The sequence below is a fragment of the Bacillus sp. KICET-3 genome, assembly GCF_033261025.1.
Lineage (GTDB): Bacteria > Bacillota > Bacilli > Bacillales > Bacillaceae > Bacillus > Bacillus sonorensis.
In genome coordinates this window covers 4,251,406-4,268,518 of sequence record NZ_CP137345.1, presented here as the reverse complement: position 1 = coordinate 4,268,518, position 17,113 = coordinate 4,251,406, and the positions used below count along the sequence as shown (strand labels likewise).

16 protein-coding genes are annotated in these 17,113 nt (G+C 45.6%); 12 read left to right on the top strand and 4 right to left on the bottom strand.

Features of this window, described 5'->3' with window-relative positions:
• Positions 1-97: 97 nt before the first annotated feature.
• Entirely contained in the window at positions 98-1,282 is a 1,185-nt protein-coding gene (locus R5H20_RS21810; RefSeq protein WP_006639509.1) for an FtsW/RodA/SpoVE family cell cycle protein, read from the top strand.
• 142 nt (positions 1,283-1,424) lie between these two features.
• Positions 1,425-2,594: an FtsW/RodA/SpoVE family cell cycle protein gene (locus tag R5H20_RS21805; protein WP_006639508.1), complete on the top strand. Its 1,170-nt coding sequence runs from the start codon at positions 1,425-1,427 to the stop codon at positions 2,592-2,594.
• A gap of 31 nt (positions 2,595-2,625) precedes the next feature.
• Here R5H20_RS21805 and R5H20_RS21800 read toward each other — a convergent pair whose 3' ends face one another.
• The gene (locus tag R5H20_RS21800; protein WP_006639507.1) at positions 2,626-3,789 is read right to left on the bottom strand and encodes a M20 family metallopeptidase; all 1,164 of its coding nucleotides are present in this window, start codon (positions 3,787-3,789) and stop codon (positions 2,626-2,628) included.
• 158 nt (positions 3,790-3,947) lie between these two features.
• On the opposite strand from R5H20_RS21800, the gene nfsA reads away from it, so the two are divergent.
• Positions 3,948-4,697, top strand: a complete 750-nt coding sequence (gene nfsA, locus R5H20_RS21795; RefSeq protein WP_006639506.1) for an oxygen-insensitive NADPH nitroreductase — start codon at positions 3,948-3,950, stop codon at positions 4,695-4,697.
• 291 nt (positions 4,698-4,988) lie between these two features.
• Positions 4,989-5,990 carry an LLM class flavin-dependent oxidoreductase gene (locus R5H20_RS21790; protein WP_006639504.1) on the top strand — a complete coding sequence of 334 codons (1,002 nt, stop codon included), beginning with the start codon at positions 4,989-4,991 and terminating at the stop codon, positions 5,988-5,990.
• A gap of 2 nt (positions 5,991-5,992) precedes the next feature.
• Here R5H20_RS21790 and R5H20_RS21785 read toward each other — a convergent pair whose 3' ends face one another.
• Both R5H20_RS21785 and R5H20_RS21780 read right to left on the bottom strand, forming a co-directional pair.
• Entirely contained in the window at positions 5,993-6,241 is a 249-nt protein-coding gene (locus R5H20_RS21785; protein WP_006639503.1) for a hypothetical protein, read from the bottom strand.
• A gap of 133 nt (positions 6,242-6,374) precedes the next feature.
• The gene (locus tag R5H20_RS21780) at positions 6,375-8,795 is read right to left on the bottom strand and encodes a S8 family peptidase (RefSeq protein WP_088272681.1); all 2,421 of its coding nucleotides are present in this window, start codon (positions 8,793-8,795) and stop codon (positions 6,375-6,377) included.
• Positions 8,796-9,261: 466 nt separating this feature from the next.
• Between R5H20_RS21780 and R5H20_RS21775 the strand changes: the two genes are divergently transcribed.
• The 5 genes from R5H20_RS21775 to R5H20_RS21755 all read left to right on the top strand — a co-directional run bounded on the left by R5H20_RS21775 (position 9,262) and on the right by R5H20_RS21755 (position 13,861).
• Positions 9,262-9,546: a hypothetical protein gene (locus tag R5H20_RS21775; RefSeq protein ID WP_006639501.1), complete on the top strand. Its 285-nt coding sequence runs from the start codon at positions 9,262-9,264 to the stop codon at positions 9,544-9,546.
• A gap of 42 nt (positions 9,547-9,588) precedes the next feature.
• Positions 9,589-10,419: a PRD domain-containing protein gene (locus R5H20_RS21770; protein ID WP_006639500.1), complete on the top strand. Its 831-nt coding sequence runs from the start codon at positions 9,589-9,591 to the stop codon at positions 10,417-10,419.
• 252 nt (positions 10,420-10,671) lie between these two features.
• Entirely contained in the window at positions 10,672-12,054 is a 1,383-nt protein-coding gene (locus tag R5H20_RS21765; protein ID WP_006639499.1) for a sucrose-specific PTS transporter subunit IIBC, read from the top strand.
• A gap of 15 nt (positions 12,055-12,069) precedes the next feature.
• Positions 12,070-13,509 (top strand): sucrose-6-phosphate hydrolase, encoded by a 1,440-nt coding sequence (locus R5H20_RS21760; RefSeq protein WP_006639498.1) that lies wholly within the window; start codon positions 12,070-12,072, stop codon positions 13,507-13,509.
• An 82-nt stretch (positions 13,510-13,591) separates the two neighbouring features.
• The gene (locus R5H20_RS21755; RefSeq protein WP_006639497.1) at positions 13,592-13,861 is read left to right on the top strand and encodes a hypothetical protein; all 270 of its coding nucleotides are present in this window, start codon (positions 13,592-13,594) and stop codon (positions 13,859-13,861) included.
• A 31-nt stretch (positions 13,862-13,892) separates the two neighbouring features.
• Here R5H20_RS21755 and R5H20_RS21750 read toward each other — a convergent pair whose 3' ends face one another.
• Entirely contained in the window at positions 13,893-14,705 is an 813-nt protein-coding gene (locus R5H20_RS21750; protein WP_006639496.1) for a bifunctional hydroxymethylpyrimidine kinase/phosphomethylpyrimidine kinase, read from the bottom strand.
• Positions 14,706-14,943: 238 nt separating this feature from the next.
• Here R5H20_RS21750 and R5H20_RS21745 point away from each other — a divergent pair, with 238 nt between their 5' ends.
• The 3 genes from R5H20_RS21745 (at position 14,944) to R5H20_RS21735 (ending at position 17,087) form a co-directional block, all read left to right on the top strand.
• Positions 14,944-15,759 (top strand): glycosyltransferase family 2 protein, encoded by an 816-nt coding sequence (locus R5H20_RS21745; protein WP_006639495.1) that lies wholly within the window; start codon positions 14,944-14,946, stop codon positions 15,757-15,759.
• A 19-nt stretch (positions 15,760-15,778) separates the two neighbouring features.
• The gene (locus tag R5H20_RS21740) at positions 15,779-16,474 is read left to right on the top strand and encodes a uracil-DNA glycosylase (protein WP_006639494.1); all 696 of its coding nucleotides are present in this window, start codon (positions 15,779-15,781) and stop codon (positions 16,472-16,474) included.
• Between the two features lie 310 nt (positions 16,475-16,784).
• On the top strand, positions 16,785-17,087 hold the full coding sequence (locus R5H20_RS21735) for a YwdI family protein (protein ID WP_006639493.1): 303 nt from the start codon (positions 16,785-16,787) through the stop codon (positions 17,085-17,087).
• Positions 17,088-17,113: the final 26 nt, after the last annotated feature.

The window sequence follows — 17,113 nt, the reverse complement described above, 5'->3', positions numbered from 1 at the left end:
AACATTTTGTGCATTTGTACGTCATATCATTTGTGAGGAAGACAATATGTCTTTCTAATACCATTTCATCGTGTCAGAAATAAGGGCGGGATTTTGAATGAATCAAAAAAAGAATATGACAAATCCCTTTTACCAAGGTGATTTGATTTTTGCTTTTATTGTATTTTTTATCACCAGCATAGTAGCGGTTTACGCCGCACAGCAGTTTAACCAATATAATGAGCCTTTTGCAATGAAACAGTTCCTGTATTATTTGCTGGGGGCCTTTATCATCATCGTGTTTCTCTACTTTGACCTGGAACAGCTTGAAAAGCTCAGCTTTTATTTTTACCTGCTCGGCATCATCATGCTGATCGTGTTGAAATTCAGCCCCTCCTATATCGGGGGCTATCGCTTTGCGCCGGTGATCAATGGCGCCAAAAGCTGGTTCATGCTTCCGGGATTTACCCTGCAGCCTTCAGAGTTTATGAAAATTGGCTTGATCATGTATCTGGCATCATTTATGTCAAAATACGGCCCAAAAGGAAAGCGGACGATAAAAGAGGATATGATGTTCCTGTTAAAGATCTTCGGGATTGCCGTTGTTCCTTTCGGATTGATTTTGGAGCAGGATACGGGTACCGCGGGAATCGTTATGTTTGTCATCCTTGTGATGGTGTTTCTGTCGGGGGTGAACTGGAAGTTAATCACGCTTATATTTGGTTCAGGCGTCGCCTTAGTTACATTAATCTTATATGTCATGATTCATTTCCCAAGCGTAGCGGAATCCATCGGGATTGAGAAATATCAAATTAACCGCGTCATGACCTGGGTCAATCCGAGTGAGCAGAACGCCGATGATAAAATGCAGGTTGACAAGGCGCAAATGGCGATCGGTTCCGGAAAGGTATTTGGGAATGGTGTAGACAATCTTCAAGTCTACGTTCCTGAAGCGCAGACAGACTTTATTTTCGCCGTCATCGGGGAAAGCTTCGGTTTTGTCGGCTGTACGTTTGTCGTGATTATGTTTTTCTTCTTAATTTACCGGCTTGTCGTATTGATTGACCGAATACATCCGTTTAGCAAGTTCGCATCATTTTTCTGCGCCGGCTATACTGCGTTGATTGTCATTCATACATTTCAAAACATCGGGATGAACATCGGCATCATGCCGGTGACAGGCGTGCCCCTGCTTTTGGTCAGCTACGGGGGAAGCTCTATCATCGCCACTTTAACCGGCTTTGCGATTGTCTATAATGCGAGTTGCCAATTAACAAAATATCAAAGATATATGTTTAAATAACAGTCTGATGTTTTCAGGCTGTTATTTGATTGAAATAGGGGAGCGATTGTTTCGAGTAACACCCCGCTTTTCATGTATTCTTCGACATGATTCATGTATAATGAAAGATGGCTGTTTTTGATATGAAGTAAGGCGGGGTATAATGAATCAGAAAAAAAATAATACAAGTCCCTTTTACCAGGGTGATTTAATTTTTATATTAAGCACATTTTTAATCATTAGTGTAGTGGCTGTCTATGCTGCGCAGCCGTCGTTTTCTTTATTGGGTTATCCCGGAAAACAATTGATTTTTTATATGCTTGGCATTTCAATTATTGTCGGCTTTCTTTATTTTGATTTAGAGCAGCTTGAAAAGCTTAGTATATACGTATTCATAATGGGAATCGCATTGCTGATCATTTTAAAATTCAGCCCGGCATCGATCGCGCCGGTGAAGAACGGGGCAAAGAGCTGGTTTCAATTTGGAACAATTACTTTGCAGCCGTCGGAATTCATGAAAATCGGCTTGATCATGATGCTGGCTTCTGTGATTTCCAAAGCGACTCCTAAGGGTGCGCGGTCCTTGCGCGAGGATGTTTATCTATTGCTGAAAATCGCAGGGATCTCTGCTGTGCCAGTGGGATTAATTTTAATGCAGGATGCCGGGACGGCGGGGATCTGCATGTTTTTTGTTGCCGTCATGGTGTTTTTGTCAGGTGTGAACTGGAAGTTGATTTCCATCATTGCCGGTTCAGGTATATCGCTTGTCCTGCTTGTATTGTTTTTGGTTATTAATTTTCCGGATTTTTCCGAAAATGTACTTCATATTAAACAATACCAGATCAATCGGGTCATGACGTGGGTCGATTCAAACCAGCAGTCGGCCAATGATACATATCAGACAGAACAGGCTGTGACGGCGATCGGATCAGGAGAAATTTTCGGAACCGGCATCAACCATTTAAAAGTGTATGTCCCTGAGGGCGAAACAGACTTTATTTTCTCCGTGATCGGGGAGAGCTTTGGTTTTATCGGCTGCACATTTGTGGTTATCATGTTCTTTCTCTTAATTTACCGGCTTGTCGTATTAATCGACAGGATTCATCCCTACAACAGGTTTGCTTCGTATTTCTGCGTGGGGTATACGGCTTTAATCGTCATTCACGCCTTCCAGAACATCGGAATGAACATCGGATTGATGCCTGTTACAGGTGTTCCTTTGCTGTTTATCAGCTATGGGGGGAGCTCTGTCCTGTCGGCGCTGATCGGGTATGCGATCGTCTACAATGCGAGCTGCCAGTTGACGAAATATCAAGGCTACATGTTTAAATAAATGAAAAAAAGACAGCCTGTCCGGGCTGTCTTTACTTTTCGCCTAAAAACTCAAGAGCCGACGACACGAGGATCTTCGCTGCATTCAGCATGGCTCTTTCATCAATATCAAACTTCGGATGATGGTGCGGATAGACCGCTTCCGTCGTTTGATTTCCCGCCCCTGTAAAAAAGAATGATCCCGGGACGCGTTCAAGATAATAGGAAAAATCTTCGCCGATCATATTGGGTGCAAGCTCGATAACGGCCTCTTCGCCAACAATCTCCTTCGCGCATTCCCGAACAATGCCTGTTTCCTTTTCATGGTTGATGACGGGCGGGTAGCCCTTTTCATAGTCGAACTTGAAGGACGCTCCATTGCTGTCGCAAACGCCTTTAATGACGCGCTCCATCTCGGTGATGACCGTCTCCTGAACCTGTTTCGAAAAGGTGCGCACCGTTCCTTCAATCACGGCCTCTTCACCAATGACGTTAAAAGCCTGGCCGGAATGGAATGTTCCGATTGAAATGACTGCCGCCTCAGTCGGATCTATTCTGCGGCTGACGATCTGCTGAAGGTGACTGACGACGGAAGCTCCCGTCAGCAAGGCGTCTGCAGTCAGGTGAGGCGCGCCTCCGTGTCCGCCGCGGCCGGTAATCGTGATGGTAAATTTGTCCGCCGCCGCCATTATGGCCCCCGGCTTTATCCCGACTTGGCCAAGCGGCATAGGAGCCCAAATGTGGGTGCCGAAGATGGCGTCCACTCCGTCCAGGCAGCCGTCTTCAATCATCGGCTTTGCCCCGCCTGGTGTGACCTCTTCACCAAACTGGTGGATCAGGACGATGTTTCCTTTTAGATGCTGCCGGTGTCTGCTTAGCGCTTTTGCGGCGATCAAGAGGGCGGAAGTATGTGCATCATGGCCGCAGGCGTGCATGACACCGGGGACTGTTGACCGGTATGGCACATCTTTTTGATCCTGTATGGGGAGCGCATCAAAGTCGGCCCTGAGGGCGGCCGTTCTTCCCGGCCGTTCCCCTCTGATCACACCGACGACCCCTTGTCCGCCGACATTTGTTCTTACTTCGATTCCGAGGTTTTTCAAATAGTTTGCAATGGTCAGCGGTGTCTCCACCTCTTGATGGGACAGCTCTGGGTATTGGTGAAAATGTCTTCTGAGCTCGACCATTTCCGGATATAAATCATCAAGTTCTTTCATTAAGGAATCCACCGTCATCTTCCTTTCCGATTCAAAAATATTAAGATGATTCTATCATTTTAACATAAGAAAAAGAACTCTTTTTCAGGCGGATAAGCCGTTTTGCTTTAGAGAGAAGCAGATATTGGATATGATAAAGATGAAGAGGAGGTAGGAAGATGAATCAAACGATTGAAACGATATTAAATCACCGTTCGATCAGGTCTTTCACAGATCAGCTCCTGACAGATGAAGAGATTCGTTTGCTCGTGGAAAGCGCTCAATGCGCATCGACGTCAAGCTATATTCAGGCTTATTCAATTATCGGCGTGACTGATCAGGGCAAAAAACGCGAACTTGCGGCTTTGGCCGGCAACCAGCCGTATGTCGAGAAAAACGGCCATCTGTTTGTTTTTTGTGCAGATCTTTATCGCCATGATAAAGTGGCCCGCGACAGAGGAGAAGATGTTAAGGCTGCTCTGGAAGGAACGGAAACATTTATGGTCAGCGTCATTGACGCGGCGCTCGCAGCTCAGAATATGGCGGTTGCTGCTGAATCGATGGGGCTCGGCATCTGCTATATCGGCGGAATTCGAAACGATCTGGATAAAGTCGCTGAGATACTGAAAACGCCTGAATACGTGCTTCCGCTGTTCGGCTTTGTCGTCGGCCATCCGGCCAATCCGTCTGCGAAAAAGCCAAGGCTGCCGCTTGAACATATTTATCATGAAAATACCTACAACCTGGATGAGCAGGACTTTCATAAGCATTTGTCCGAATATGACGAAACCATTTCAAGCTATTATCAAAACAGGACAGGCGGCAAGCGGACAGACAAGTGGACTGAGCAAATCACCCAACATCTAAAAGAACCGAAACGAACATATATGAATCAATTTGTGAAAGAAAAAGGATTTAATAAAAGATAAAGGGGCGGCCAAAACCTCCCCTTTCAAAGCAAAAGGCTGCCGATCGTGTCGGCGGCCTTGTCGTATGCCTTGTCTCTACTTGATGATGAAATGCTTGATCAGAAGATAAACAATAAACCAAATCGGAAGGCTAAAAAGGATTCCGAATAGACAGCCTTTTGCAAAGTTTTCTTCGGGGCGTCAGGTTTTTGTGTTGGCTCTTTCTCATTCATCAATCCTTATGCTCCTTTAATATTCACTTGATACTATTATTTCTTTTTCAGCTAAAAAAGTAAACTGGAGTGAAAGAATATGATCTCTTTAAGTATATTGGACCAATCGCCTGTTGCTGAAGGAAGCACGCCTGAAACTGCTTTACAACAGACGGTTGAGCTTGCCAAAATGGCCGAGAAGCTCGGATATAAAAGATTTTGGGTTTCTGAGCACCATTTTTCAAGAAACCTTGCAGGCTCAAGCCCGGAAGTCCTCATGAGCTATCTTGCGGCCAAGACAGAGAAAATCCGCATAGGCTCGGGAGGGGTTATGCTCCCGCATTACAGTGCTTATAAAGTGGCGGAAAACTTTCGTGTTTTGGAAGGCCTTGCGCCAGGCAGGATCGATGCCGGACTCGGACGGGCGCCGGGGGGCATGCCGATTGCTTCGATGGCCCTGCAGGACGGCGGCAGACGCGGAGCTGACAGGTATCCTGAGCAAATCGGGGATCTGGTTACATATTTATACGATCAAGCCGATGAGCACCATCGCTTTCCAAATCTTACCGCATCTCCGGAGGTCGGTTCGGCGCCGGATGTATGGCTGCTTGGTTCATCAGGGGAAAGTGCGAGGCTTGCCGCACAGGTCGGCGCCTCCTACACCTTTGCCCAGTTTATAAACGGTGAAGGGGGAGAAGATGCGGTCCGGCTTTATAAAGAAAGGTTCAAGCCTTCCATACTGGGAGATCAACCGAGATCGACCGTCGCCGTATTTGTCCTTTGCGCGGAGACGGAAGAAGCGGCGGAGCGGCTTGCCAAAAGTCTTGATTATTCTTTACTGGCGAATGAGCAGGGAATGGTGACAGAAGGTTTTCCATCTTTGGACACGGCCCTGTCATATCAGTATTCGCCTTATGAGAAGAAGAGAATCGAAGACAACCGGAAACGCATGGTGATCGGTACTCGCGGGCAGGTGAAAAAACAGCTGCTGAAACTGGCTGAGGCATACGGAACCGAAGAAATCATGGCGGTGACGATCACGCACGACTTTCAAGATAAACTGACGTCATACAGGCTTTTGGCTGAAGCGTTTCAAAACTAACATTATCGCTTCTGCTGAAAGATGTTCAACAGATAGCGGGCCGGGAGGAGAATGAACAGGCCGCATATATATACAGCTGTAAACAGCCAGCTCAGCGGGACGAGGAGGACGGTATCGACCGTTTGCTCCGCCGCTTTCTGAAAAGGATGCGGCTGCTGTTTTTGCACGTTGATGATGACATAAAAAAACGTGAAACAGATAAAGCAGACAGTCATGAAGGACAAACCGAATAATATGAGAAATGGAAGCATATATACAAAGCCCTCCGGTAGCTTTTTTCACGTTTTGAAGAGAAGAGGTTTCTCCCGTGAACGCGAGGGATTTCCATTATCCGTATTTTAACATAAAAAAGCCTTGTTGAGTGGCTCTCAACAAGGCTTGTCATTATTCGACGATAAACGGTTCCTCCGTCAGAACGTAGCTTGATTTCCCCTTTGCAGAGGCATAAGCGAGCATGTAATACTCGCCCGGCTTAAGAGCGGAAGAACCATTGATTTTGCCGTTCCATTGATAGGATTGGTAGCCTTTTCCCTGGTTTTTATAGACAGCGGCCTGTCCGATAAATTCGAGGTTTTTGTCATAAACGAGAAATGCCAGCTCTTCGGCTCCTCCTGGAAGATAGGCTTCAACCGAATATGTTCCCTGCGCTGCTCCCGGTTCGACGGTTACCGATGTAACACGAGGATAGTCAGGTTCTTTGACGATTAACAGAGTCGGGATTTCGGCAACTTTTTTGCCTCCTTCGCGGACATAGACGGTTCCTTCATAAGTCCCCGCTTTCGTTTTTGCCGAATTGACGGTTACACTGGCAGCCGCCTTTCCTGTTTTCTTTGCAGGGATGACGACCTGTTCCGTTCCTTTTACCGATATGCCCTGCCCTTTAAAAGAATATTCAAGCTGATAGGCTTTTCGATAGGATGAAAGGTTATCGATAGTAATGGTTTGTTTTTTCGTCTGTTTTCCTTTATCCTTCATGAATGTTCCGTAGGAATGGCTGCCAGGTGCAACGATTGATGTAGCCTGCAAAGCATCCATGATCCGAATGCTGCCCGCCCCTTGTGTATTGTGGGGGTAGAGCTTTCCGTTTTCATCCGTTAATTTTTCTGCTGTGTTCATGAGGACGGCTTTTATTTGCTCCGGCGTCCAGTCCGGTTTTGCCTGTTTTACAATCGCCGCCGTTCCGGCCACATGAGGCGAAGCCATGCTGGTTCCCTGCATTGAGGCGAAGCCGTAAGGGTTATTCGGATCGTGCGTTGGAACCGTACTGACGATATTAACACCCGGTGCCGCGACATCCGGCTTAATCATCCAGGTGTCCATCACAGGTCCGCGCGATGAAAATGATGCGATCGTTTCGCCAAGCTCCTTTTCCAGGGTGAACGAAAAGACGGCCGAACGTTTCCCCGCTTTTATTTCCTGAACGAGACTCTCCCCTTCTTCTTTTGAGAGCTTGATCGTCGGAACGGCCAGGCCGACTACATTGGCATCAATTTCACCGGGCACATTATTGTAGACTACAACTCCGACAGCCCCGGCTTTTTTAGCGTTTTCGGCTTTATCCACAAACGCAATAGCGCCCCTTTGGATCACAGCCACTTTGCCTTTTACATCCTTTCCGGCGAAATCGTCGGCTTGTCCAAGTCCTGCGTCAACAAGCTCAACTTCTTGGTTGCTCAATGCCTGAAGGTCTTTTTCTTCATCATATCCCATCACTTTCGCTGTCCCATAGGAGGCGAATGTTACTGCGTATTCATGATACGGAAGCTGTGAGGCGCCTACAGAAATCGCCTCCCTCGAGGTTCCGGGAGATCCGACCGTCCAGTTTTCCGGTCCGCTGTTGCCATTTGATGTAACGGCGGTTACGCCTTCAGACATCGCCCAGTCAAGCGCGATGCTCGTCGCGTAATCAGGGCTGTTGAGCGAATTGCCTAAGGAAAGGTTCATGACTTTCGCTCCGTCTGCCACGGCCTTTTCGATACCTGCGATGACATTTTCAGTTGTTCCGGAACCTCCTGGTCCCAGGACGCGGTATGCAAGGAGAGTAGCTTCAGGCGCCACACCCTTGATTTGGCCGTTTGCTGCGATCGTGCCTGCAACATGTGTGCCATGGTCAGTTGATTCTCCGCGGGGATCTCCGTTCGGCGTTTCCTGTGGATCGTAGTCATTATCCACAAAGTCATACCCTTTGTAAGGCCCGAAATTTTTCTTCAGATCAGGGTGTGTATAATCAACACCGGTGTCAATGACGGCTACTTTGATGCCTTTTCCGGTGTATCCTGATTTCCAAGCCTGATCCGCACCGATGTATGGGGCGCTTTTATCCATTTGTGGATAAATGGCGTCCGCAGCAAGTGCAGCGCTTTTTTTCTTTATATTGTCCGGTTTGTATGTCGCGTTTGGATAGACAGCTTTAACCGCTTTGACCGAAAGAAGCTTTGGAATTTCACTTGCAGGCAGCTTCATGGAAAATCCGGAAAAAACCCGGTCGTATTCCCGCTTGATTTTGGCCTTCTTCACCTTTTTGAAGGCCTCGTCTTTCACTTTGCTGCGCACCGTTTTTAAAGAGGCTTTTGTTTGCTTCTCCCCCTCAGCTTTTGCTTCAGCAATCGATTTCTCTTTTAATTCAACGATGACTGTTGTCAGTTTATCGGATGTCACGTCAATATCTCCAAAGATTTCGGCTTTCTCAAGTTCCGGAGAAGCTTTTTTGGACATTGTTTTTGCCTGAACTCCGGTGAGGAATGTAGATAAAGTGAAAAATAGAATGAAAGCAAAAATGGAATAGCGGATAAGACCTTTTTTCAATACGATATCCCCCTTTTAAATGTGATACTAAGAGTTAGAAACTTTTTAAATATTCTCTTATTTTCGAAAAAATCCTTCTATATATAGAAAAAATTTTCATATATCCAATAAAATGGTTTGTGGTTATTCAGGTTTATACACAATTTATTGTGAATATGTTAATAAATCTGTGTATAGATATAGTAGGGAATATGTGTTCTTGTACTAAATGTTGAATAATTATGTGGATATGTGGATATGTATTGTGGGTATGATGTGTTTATCTTTAGGATAATCTGTGAATAAGTTCAAAAAGCCTGTGGATTCTCTTTTTGATCCGATTCCTTCAGTTTTCAACAAAACTTCTAAAAACTAGAATCTTTTTTCACTCACATTGTGACAAACATTTTCATTTTGCTGGGATAAGATAGTGTCAGAAGTTTAATACAGTTGCTAGTTTTACAAAATTGAAACTGGAGGGATACGTGTGAAGGGTATTATTGCTTTTTTTAAAATGTGGACAGCCTTGCTGCTGAATTGGGTGATTCCCGCCAACGGCAGCCAGGAGATTTTCAGAAGGATCGCAAGTACATACCAGCAGGCGGAGGCGTTTTCCGGTGCCTTTTCGCAGCATGCAGAAAGGAAACAGGCCGATATTTTTGAGTGGAGGCGGGTAATGCTTGATGATATGGCGAAAGAAAGGGCCCCCGCAGCTTGCAAAAAAACGTCAAAACGGGTGAGAGCCGGACCTGAACTTTACATGAGAACATAAACAAGGTAAAATCCCACTCATAATGAGAAGTGGGTGACAGCCGTGAAAATCTATAAAGTGTTGAACAATAATGCAGCAATTATAAAGGAGGATGGTCAAGAAAAGATTGTCATGGGGCCTGGTATCGCTTTTCAAAAAGGCAAAAATGATCCCATCTTGAAACAAAAGGTGGAAAAGATTTTTACCATTCATGAAGAAAACGAAAAGTTTAAACAAATCCTCGAAACACTTCCGGAAGAACATATTGAAGCTGCCGAAGAGATTATCAGCTATGCGGAAGGGCAGCTGTCCGCACCGCTGAGCGACCATATCCACATCGCCCTTGTGGATCATTTATCATTTGCAATTGAGCGAATCCGCAAAGGATTTGTGATTCAAAATAAATTATTAAATGAAATCAAAGCGCTTTATAAAAAAGAATATGAGATCGGCCTCTGGGCAATCGGCTTGATAAAAGAGAAACTGGGTGTCGATTTGCCTGATGATGAAGCGGGGTATATTGCGCTGCATATCCATACCGCAAAAATGGATGCGGAAAACATGCAGAAAACGCTTAAATACACCACGATCATCAAGGAATTGATTGAAAAGATCGAGTGCTGCTTCAATCGGACGATTGATGAAAACAGCATTTCATATCAACGGCTTGTTACGCATTTAAGGTATGCGGTCAATCGGCTGGAATCCAATGAGGCATTTCATGTCATGGACGATGACATGCTTTATTTCATCCGGCAAAAGTATCCTGAAAGCTACCGTTGTGCTGAAGGGCTGGCGGATTACGTAAAAACTGAATATGATCTTCATCTCCCGGAATCGGAGATTGGCTATATTACGCTGCATGTCCAGCGTTTACATGATTCCCGTCTGTGATACCGCCTGATGTTCGCGCGATCAGGCTTTTTTTAGGCCAAATTTCACATAAATCGTAAAAAATGAGTTGACGAAAGCGTTATCACATAATAAAATGAAAGCGTATTAAAAAAACAAAATACCGGGGATTGTGACTGGTAAAGCAGGCAAGACCTAAAATTTGCTCAAATGAATGGGGAAGATGCGTCCTCTATTCGTTGGTGAATTTTAGGTCTTTTCTGCTTTTTTTTAAACAAAAAAGGAGGAGTCATCATGAATCACAAAGAAATTGCCGAACGTCTCATTGATCTGCTTGGCGGGGAAGACAATATTATAAGCGCAGCCCATTGTGCAACTAGACTGCGCCTGGTCATCAAAGATGAATCAAAAATTGATCAGGAAAAGGTGGAAGCGCTTGACGGCGTAAAAGGCGCCTTTTCCAGCTCAGGCCAATACCAGATTATTTTTGGAACAGGGCTTGTCAATAAAGTATATGAACAATTTGCCAAAATGCTTCAGCTCGATCAAAAAGAAACGGTTCAGCATAATGAAGCAGCCAAACAGAAAATGAATCCGCTGGCGCGTTTCGCGAAAACGCTGTCAAACATTTTTGTGCCGATCATCCCGGCTATTGTTGCAAGCGGTTTATTGATGGGACTCTTGGGAATGATGAAAGCCTTCCAATGGGTAAGCCCTGACTCTGGGCTGTTTAAGCTGCTTGATATGTTTTCAAGTGCGGCATTTATTATTCTTCCGATTCTGATCGGTGTCAGTGCGGCGAAGGAATTTGGCGGAAACCCGTATCTTGGGGCTGTCATCGGGGGAATCTTGATTCACCCAAGCCTGCTGAATCCTTGGGGTCTCGCTGAAGCGAAACCTGAAGTGTTGAATTTCCTCGGCATGCCTATTGAGATGCTGGGCTATCAAGGAACAGTTATTCCAATTTTGCTGGCTGTCTATGTGATGAGTAAAATTGAGAAGTGGACAAGAAAGATTGTTCCGAATGCAATCGATCTTTTAGTCACGCCATTCTTAACCATTATTTCAACGGGATTCATCGCGTTTATTGTGATTGGACCATTAGGAAGAGGGCTTGGTACAGGCATAACGAATGTTCTAACCTTTGTATACGACCATGCCGGTCCTGTTGCCGGACTGATTTTCGGCGGGGCATACTCCCTTATCGTATTAACAGGGGTTCATCACAGCTTCCATGCGATTGAGGCCGGCCTCATCGCAGATATTGGACGCAACTATCTGCTTCCGATCTGGTCTATGGCCAATGTCGCCCAAGGCGGTGCAGGTCTCGCCGTATTTTTCCTGGCAAAACGGGCTAAAACAAAAGAAATCGCTTTGCCTGCTGCGTTCTCGGCGTTTCTCGGCATTACAGAACCGGTCATCTTCGGAGTCAACCTTCGCTACCGTAAGCCGTTCATCGGTGCAATGGCGGGAGGCGCACTCGGCGGAGCGTATGTCGTCTTTACAAATGTTGCCGCAAACGCTTACGGTTTAACGGGGATTCCGATGATTGCGATCGCAGCGCCATTTGGAACAGCAAACCTCATCAACTATTTAATCGGAATGGGCATTGCCGTTTTCACAGCCTTTATTACAGCGTTTGTATTAGGAATCAAAGAGGATGAAAAGAAGAACTAAGGAGGGGCAGCATTCATGAATCTTCAGGATCAGGAACTACGCCGGCAAGCTATGGAAAGGGTTGAAACATATCAGCCCCTTGTCAATCAGGATCCATACCGCTTGCATTATCACATCATGCCGCCTGTCGGACTGCTGAATGATCCAAACGGTTTCATTCATTGGAAGGGCACTTATCACCTTTTTTATCAGTGGATGCCTTTTAAAACAGGCCACGGGGCCAAGTTTTGGGGCCATTATTCTTCCGCAGACCTTGTTCACTGGCGCCATGAAGAGATCGCCCTCACGCCAAGCGATTGGTATGATCAAAACGGATGCTATTCGGGCAGCGCAATTGATGAGAACGGCTTGTTGCATGTTTTCTATACAGGGAATGTCAGGGATGAGGAAGGAAATCGCGAGACATACCAATGCCTTGCCGTTTCCAAAGATGGCATTACATTTGAAAAGCAGGGAGTCGTCGCAAGGCTCCCTGAAGGATACACAGCCCATTTTCGCGATCCAAAAGTATGGAAAAAAAACGGACGCTGGTATATGGTGCTCGGTGCGCAGACAGAGCGGCTTGAAGGAAGGGCGGTGCTGTTCTCTTCTGAAAATTTGACGGAATGGTCATTTCTCGGCGATATTACCGGTTCTCATACAGCCCAGCTTGATGAATTCGGCTATATGTGGGAATGTCCGGATATGATCACTCTGGGAGGAAAAGATGTCCTGATTGTCTGCCCCCAAGGCCTGGAAGCTGAAGGCTTCCGCTTTCAAAATGTTTATCAGTCCGGATATTTTGTCGGTAAGTTAGATGAACGAAAACCGGAATTTCGACATGGAGAATTTGAAGAGCTGGACCGCGGCTTTGATTTCTATGCGCCGCAGACGACACAGGATGAATCAGGCCGGCGGATTTTAATCGCCTGGATGGGCGTCCCTGATCAAGGCGAACAAAGCCATCCGACGATTCCGTATGAATGGGTCCATTGTATGACATTGCCCAGGGAATTAACTTTGGAGAATAACAGGCTTATTCAAAAACCGGTTCAAGAACTGAGAACGCTGCGGCAGAATGGAAATAGCGTTCAAATATCCCTTAAACAGGATGCTGAAATGCTTGATATTGTAAGTCCGGAAAAAGCCGAGATTTTGCTCGTTCCGCAGTATATTGAAGAAGGGTTTGAGATATCTTTTCGAGGAGCGGCCCGCCTTATTTACAGAAAAGCGGAAGGCGTTTTGACTTTGGAAAGACAGAGCTATGTTGATGAGAGGACGGAAGCGAGACATTGCCGCATTGCCGGGCTTAAGGATCTAAACATCTTTTTGGACGCCTCTTCCGTTGAAATTTTCGTAAACGGGGGAGAAGAAGTGTTTACAGCTCGATATTTTCCTTCCCCGGGAAATAATCATGTCTGGATTTCTGGAAGAAAAGAAATCATAATGAATGTGTCATCTTGGACGATTGCATAAAGGAGCGTTTTTTATTCCCCGTAAATTCCCTTTATGATATGCTTTTTTTAGATACTGTACAAGTTGCAAAGGGGTTGTTCTATTGGATCGAAGTGAGCAGAAATTGACAGCAAAGCAGCTGAAAAAAATAGCAGATCATATCGAGGATACGAGGGAAGAATACAATGATTTGCTCCTTCAGATGAAGAAGCTGATCAGTGACATTGATGAGCAAACAATGTCCAAGGAAAAAGTAAAAGAGATCCTTTCAGGCACTTATGAGCAAATGAAAGAATATGCTCTTTTTGTAGAATCAATTGAAGCGTTTTTAAAATCATCGGCGAGAAATGTCCATGCAAAACAGGACGGATGATGTGTAAAGAACCCCATTAAAAGGGGTTCTTTTATTTTCCGCTGAGCCGGAGGGCGGAGTGTTTTGTCGGTCCGATATATTCATTTAGACGGAATGATTCGCGAATGGCTTCCGTGATGAATTCTTTAGCAGAATAAATGGCTTCTTTTACGCTTGACCCTTTTGCAAGTTCGGCCGTTATCGCAGCTGAGTAGGTGCAGCCTGCGCCATGGGTGTAAGGGGTGTCGATTTTTTCCCCTTCGATTACTTCTGCTTCCCGTCCGTCGAATAAAACGTCGACCGCTTTTTCATGATCCAGCTTGCCTCCACCGGTAATGAGGACGTGTTTTGCGCCAAGGTCATGAATCGCTTTTGCTGCTTCTTTCATTTGTTCAATGGTTTTTATTTCTCCCAGGCCGCTGAGTTGTCCGGCTTCAAAAAGGTTTGGCGTAATGACCGTTGCAAGAGGCGCCAAGAGCTCCCGCAAAGCCTTCGCATGCTCAGGGTACAATACTTCGTTTGCTCCCTTGCAAACCATAACCGGATCAATGACGACATTTTTCATATTGTGTTCTTTAATCGTCTTTGCCGCAAGTTCGATAATGTCAACCGTAGGAAGCATTCCCGTCTTCATCGCATCGACGCCGATTCCGTCCGCGATGGTAGCCAGCTGTGCCCGGATGATATCCGTATCCACCGGGAACACCTGATGATCCCAGCTGTTTTCCGGGTCCATGGCGACGATAACGGTCAAGGCCGTCATTCCGTAAACATTTTTTTCCTGAAATGTTTTTAAATCCGCTTGTATTCCGGCGCCTCCGCTTGAATCAGAGCCGGCGATTGTCAGCGCTTTGTGCATTGTCATGTTTGTCAAGCCTCCATCGAAGAGATTCCATCCTTAGATTGGTATAGTTTTTATTATAGACAGCTTTTCATCAGAGTACAATGAAATGACTGAAATGAAAAATGCCTGCTTTCGGTCTGGTAAAGCGGTCCTTCCGCCAGCATAAAAAACCAGGGCGCCTTTTGATTCATGTGAAATCGTTCGCTTTATGATTTAATAGAAATAAAATGAAATATGAAGGAGCGCTCAATAAACCAACATGAAGATTTCAATCGTAATTGTGACACACAATCGGCTCCCCGCTTTGTGTGAACTGCTTGAATCTATTGCAAGACAATCCATTAAGCCATATGAAGTCATTATCGTAAACGACGCCGGCGAGAAAGTCGATTTTGTACAGCACCTGTACTCAGACCTTCCGATCAAGGCGCTTCATCTGGAGGAAAATGTAAAACATGTGAAAGCGAGAAATATAGGGGTGAAAGAAGCGGCCGGAGATGTTATTATGCTGTGTGATGATGATGATTTTTTCACTCCGTGCCATATGGAACGAATGGCAAAGGCGCTTGAAACAGCAGATTTTGTGTATTCAGATGCTGAAATTGTTTCCTTTGAAAGAAAAGGGGATGTTAGAATCCCGACAAGCCGCCATCTTTTCGCTTATACGTTTGAATTGGAGGAAATGAGGAAATTTTCTACATATGTCCCTTCAGGAAGCATGTATAAACGATCTCTTCACAGCGAAATCGGCTATTTTGATCCAGCCGTGCACAATTATTGGGATTGGGACTTTTTTCTGCGTGCAGCAGAAAGGTTTCATGTCAAAAGGGTACCCGCGGCGAGCGTCATCTATGCTTTTTCAGCGCAAGGGGACAATCAGTCGGGCGATCTGGGCGGAAAGAGGCAGCATTATTTGGACGTACTGAGTGAAAAGCATCAGCTTGGCAAGCTGCCGACGAAAAACTTTTTCGTGCTTCTGACAGAACCGGCTATGAGAAAAAGAGAGGCCGAGAGTCAAATCGTATGGGACGGAGAGCCTGTCATTTCAAGGCTTGTCAGCGTAAGTTCAGTATAACTGCAGGGAGGTTGAACCGTTGAAGCAGATTTTGAATGACAGCTGGTGGGAGCAGCTGCATCAAGAGTTTGAAAAGCCGTATTATCAAGAGCTTAGGGAAATGCTGAAAAAAGAGTATTCAGAGCAAACGGTCTATCCTGAACCGAACGACATTTATAACGCTTTGCATTACACTTCATATGAAAAGGTGAAGGTCGTCATTCTTGGCCAGGATCCGTACCACGGACCGGGACAGGCGCACGGCTTGAGCTTTTCCGTAAAGCCCGGCGTGAATCCGCCGCCTTCTTTAAAAAATATATTCATAGAGCTTCAGCAAGACATCGGTTGTGAAATACCGAACCACGGATCGCTCGTAAGCTGGGCCAAGCAGGGCGTCCTGCTGTTAAACACGGTTTTGACTGTTAGGCGGGGCCAGGCGAATTCCCATAAAGGAAAAGGATGGGAAAGACTGACTGACAGCGTGATCGACGTTTTGAATAAAAGAGAAAAACCGGTTGTCTTTATTCTCTGGGGCCGCCATGCCCAAATGAAGAAGGAGAGAATTGATACGACAAGGCACTTTATCATTCAGTCGCCTCACCCGAGCCCATTCTCAGCAAGAAACGGGTTTTTTGGAAGCAGGCCGTTTTCAAGGGCAAATCAATATTTGGAGAAAATAAACGAAGAGCCGATCGACTGGGCTATTCCGAGCCTAGAAAAACTGGAGAACCGCTGAAGACAGGCGGTTCTTTGCTTATGCCGATCCATCCGTCCCGGTTGATCCGCTTGAAAATGAAACCGATTTCGTCCCGGCGTTTTTTTCATTATGTGTGAACGCTATTTTACTGTCAACGTCTGACTTAATATGAAAAACGCTTTTTAAGTTGATTGGAAGATAAATGATTTTGTTTTAGGGGACGGAACCAGGGAAGAGTTCAGCCGGAAAAAAGATGTTGACGCTGAAAAATGAAAAGTGCGTTCTGCATAAGCGATTGTAATTTGATAAAATGAAGTGGAAATCGAAAACGGTTTGGAGGTTCCAATTCATGAACATACATATATCAAGTCTGCTTCAGAAGATAGAGGATGAATTGAAAAAAGCAAAGAGCTGCCAGCAGGAGAACGAGCTGAAAATGCATGTAGCCGTCATCCGTTCTCTTTGTGATGTCATCGTCGAGCCGCAGCGGCCGGCTGTTCAGCCTTCTCCCTATGTCCAGCCCGCGAAGCCGTCAGGCGATCAGCTGATGCTGGAAAAAATGATGGGTACGGCCGGCGCCGAAAAATATCAAAAACAGGAGAAGCTGGATAAGAAGGAAGACGGCAACGGAGACTCAATTTTTGATTTCTAGGACGTTCGTTTTTTAAAAAGAGAGGT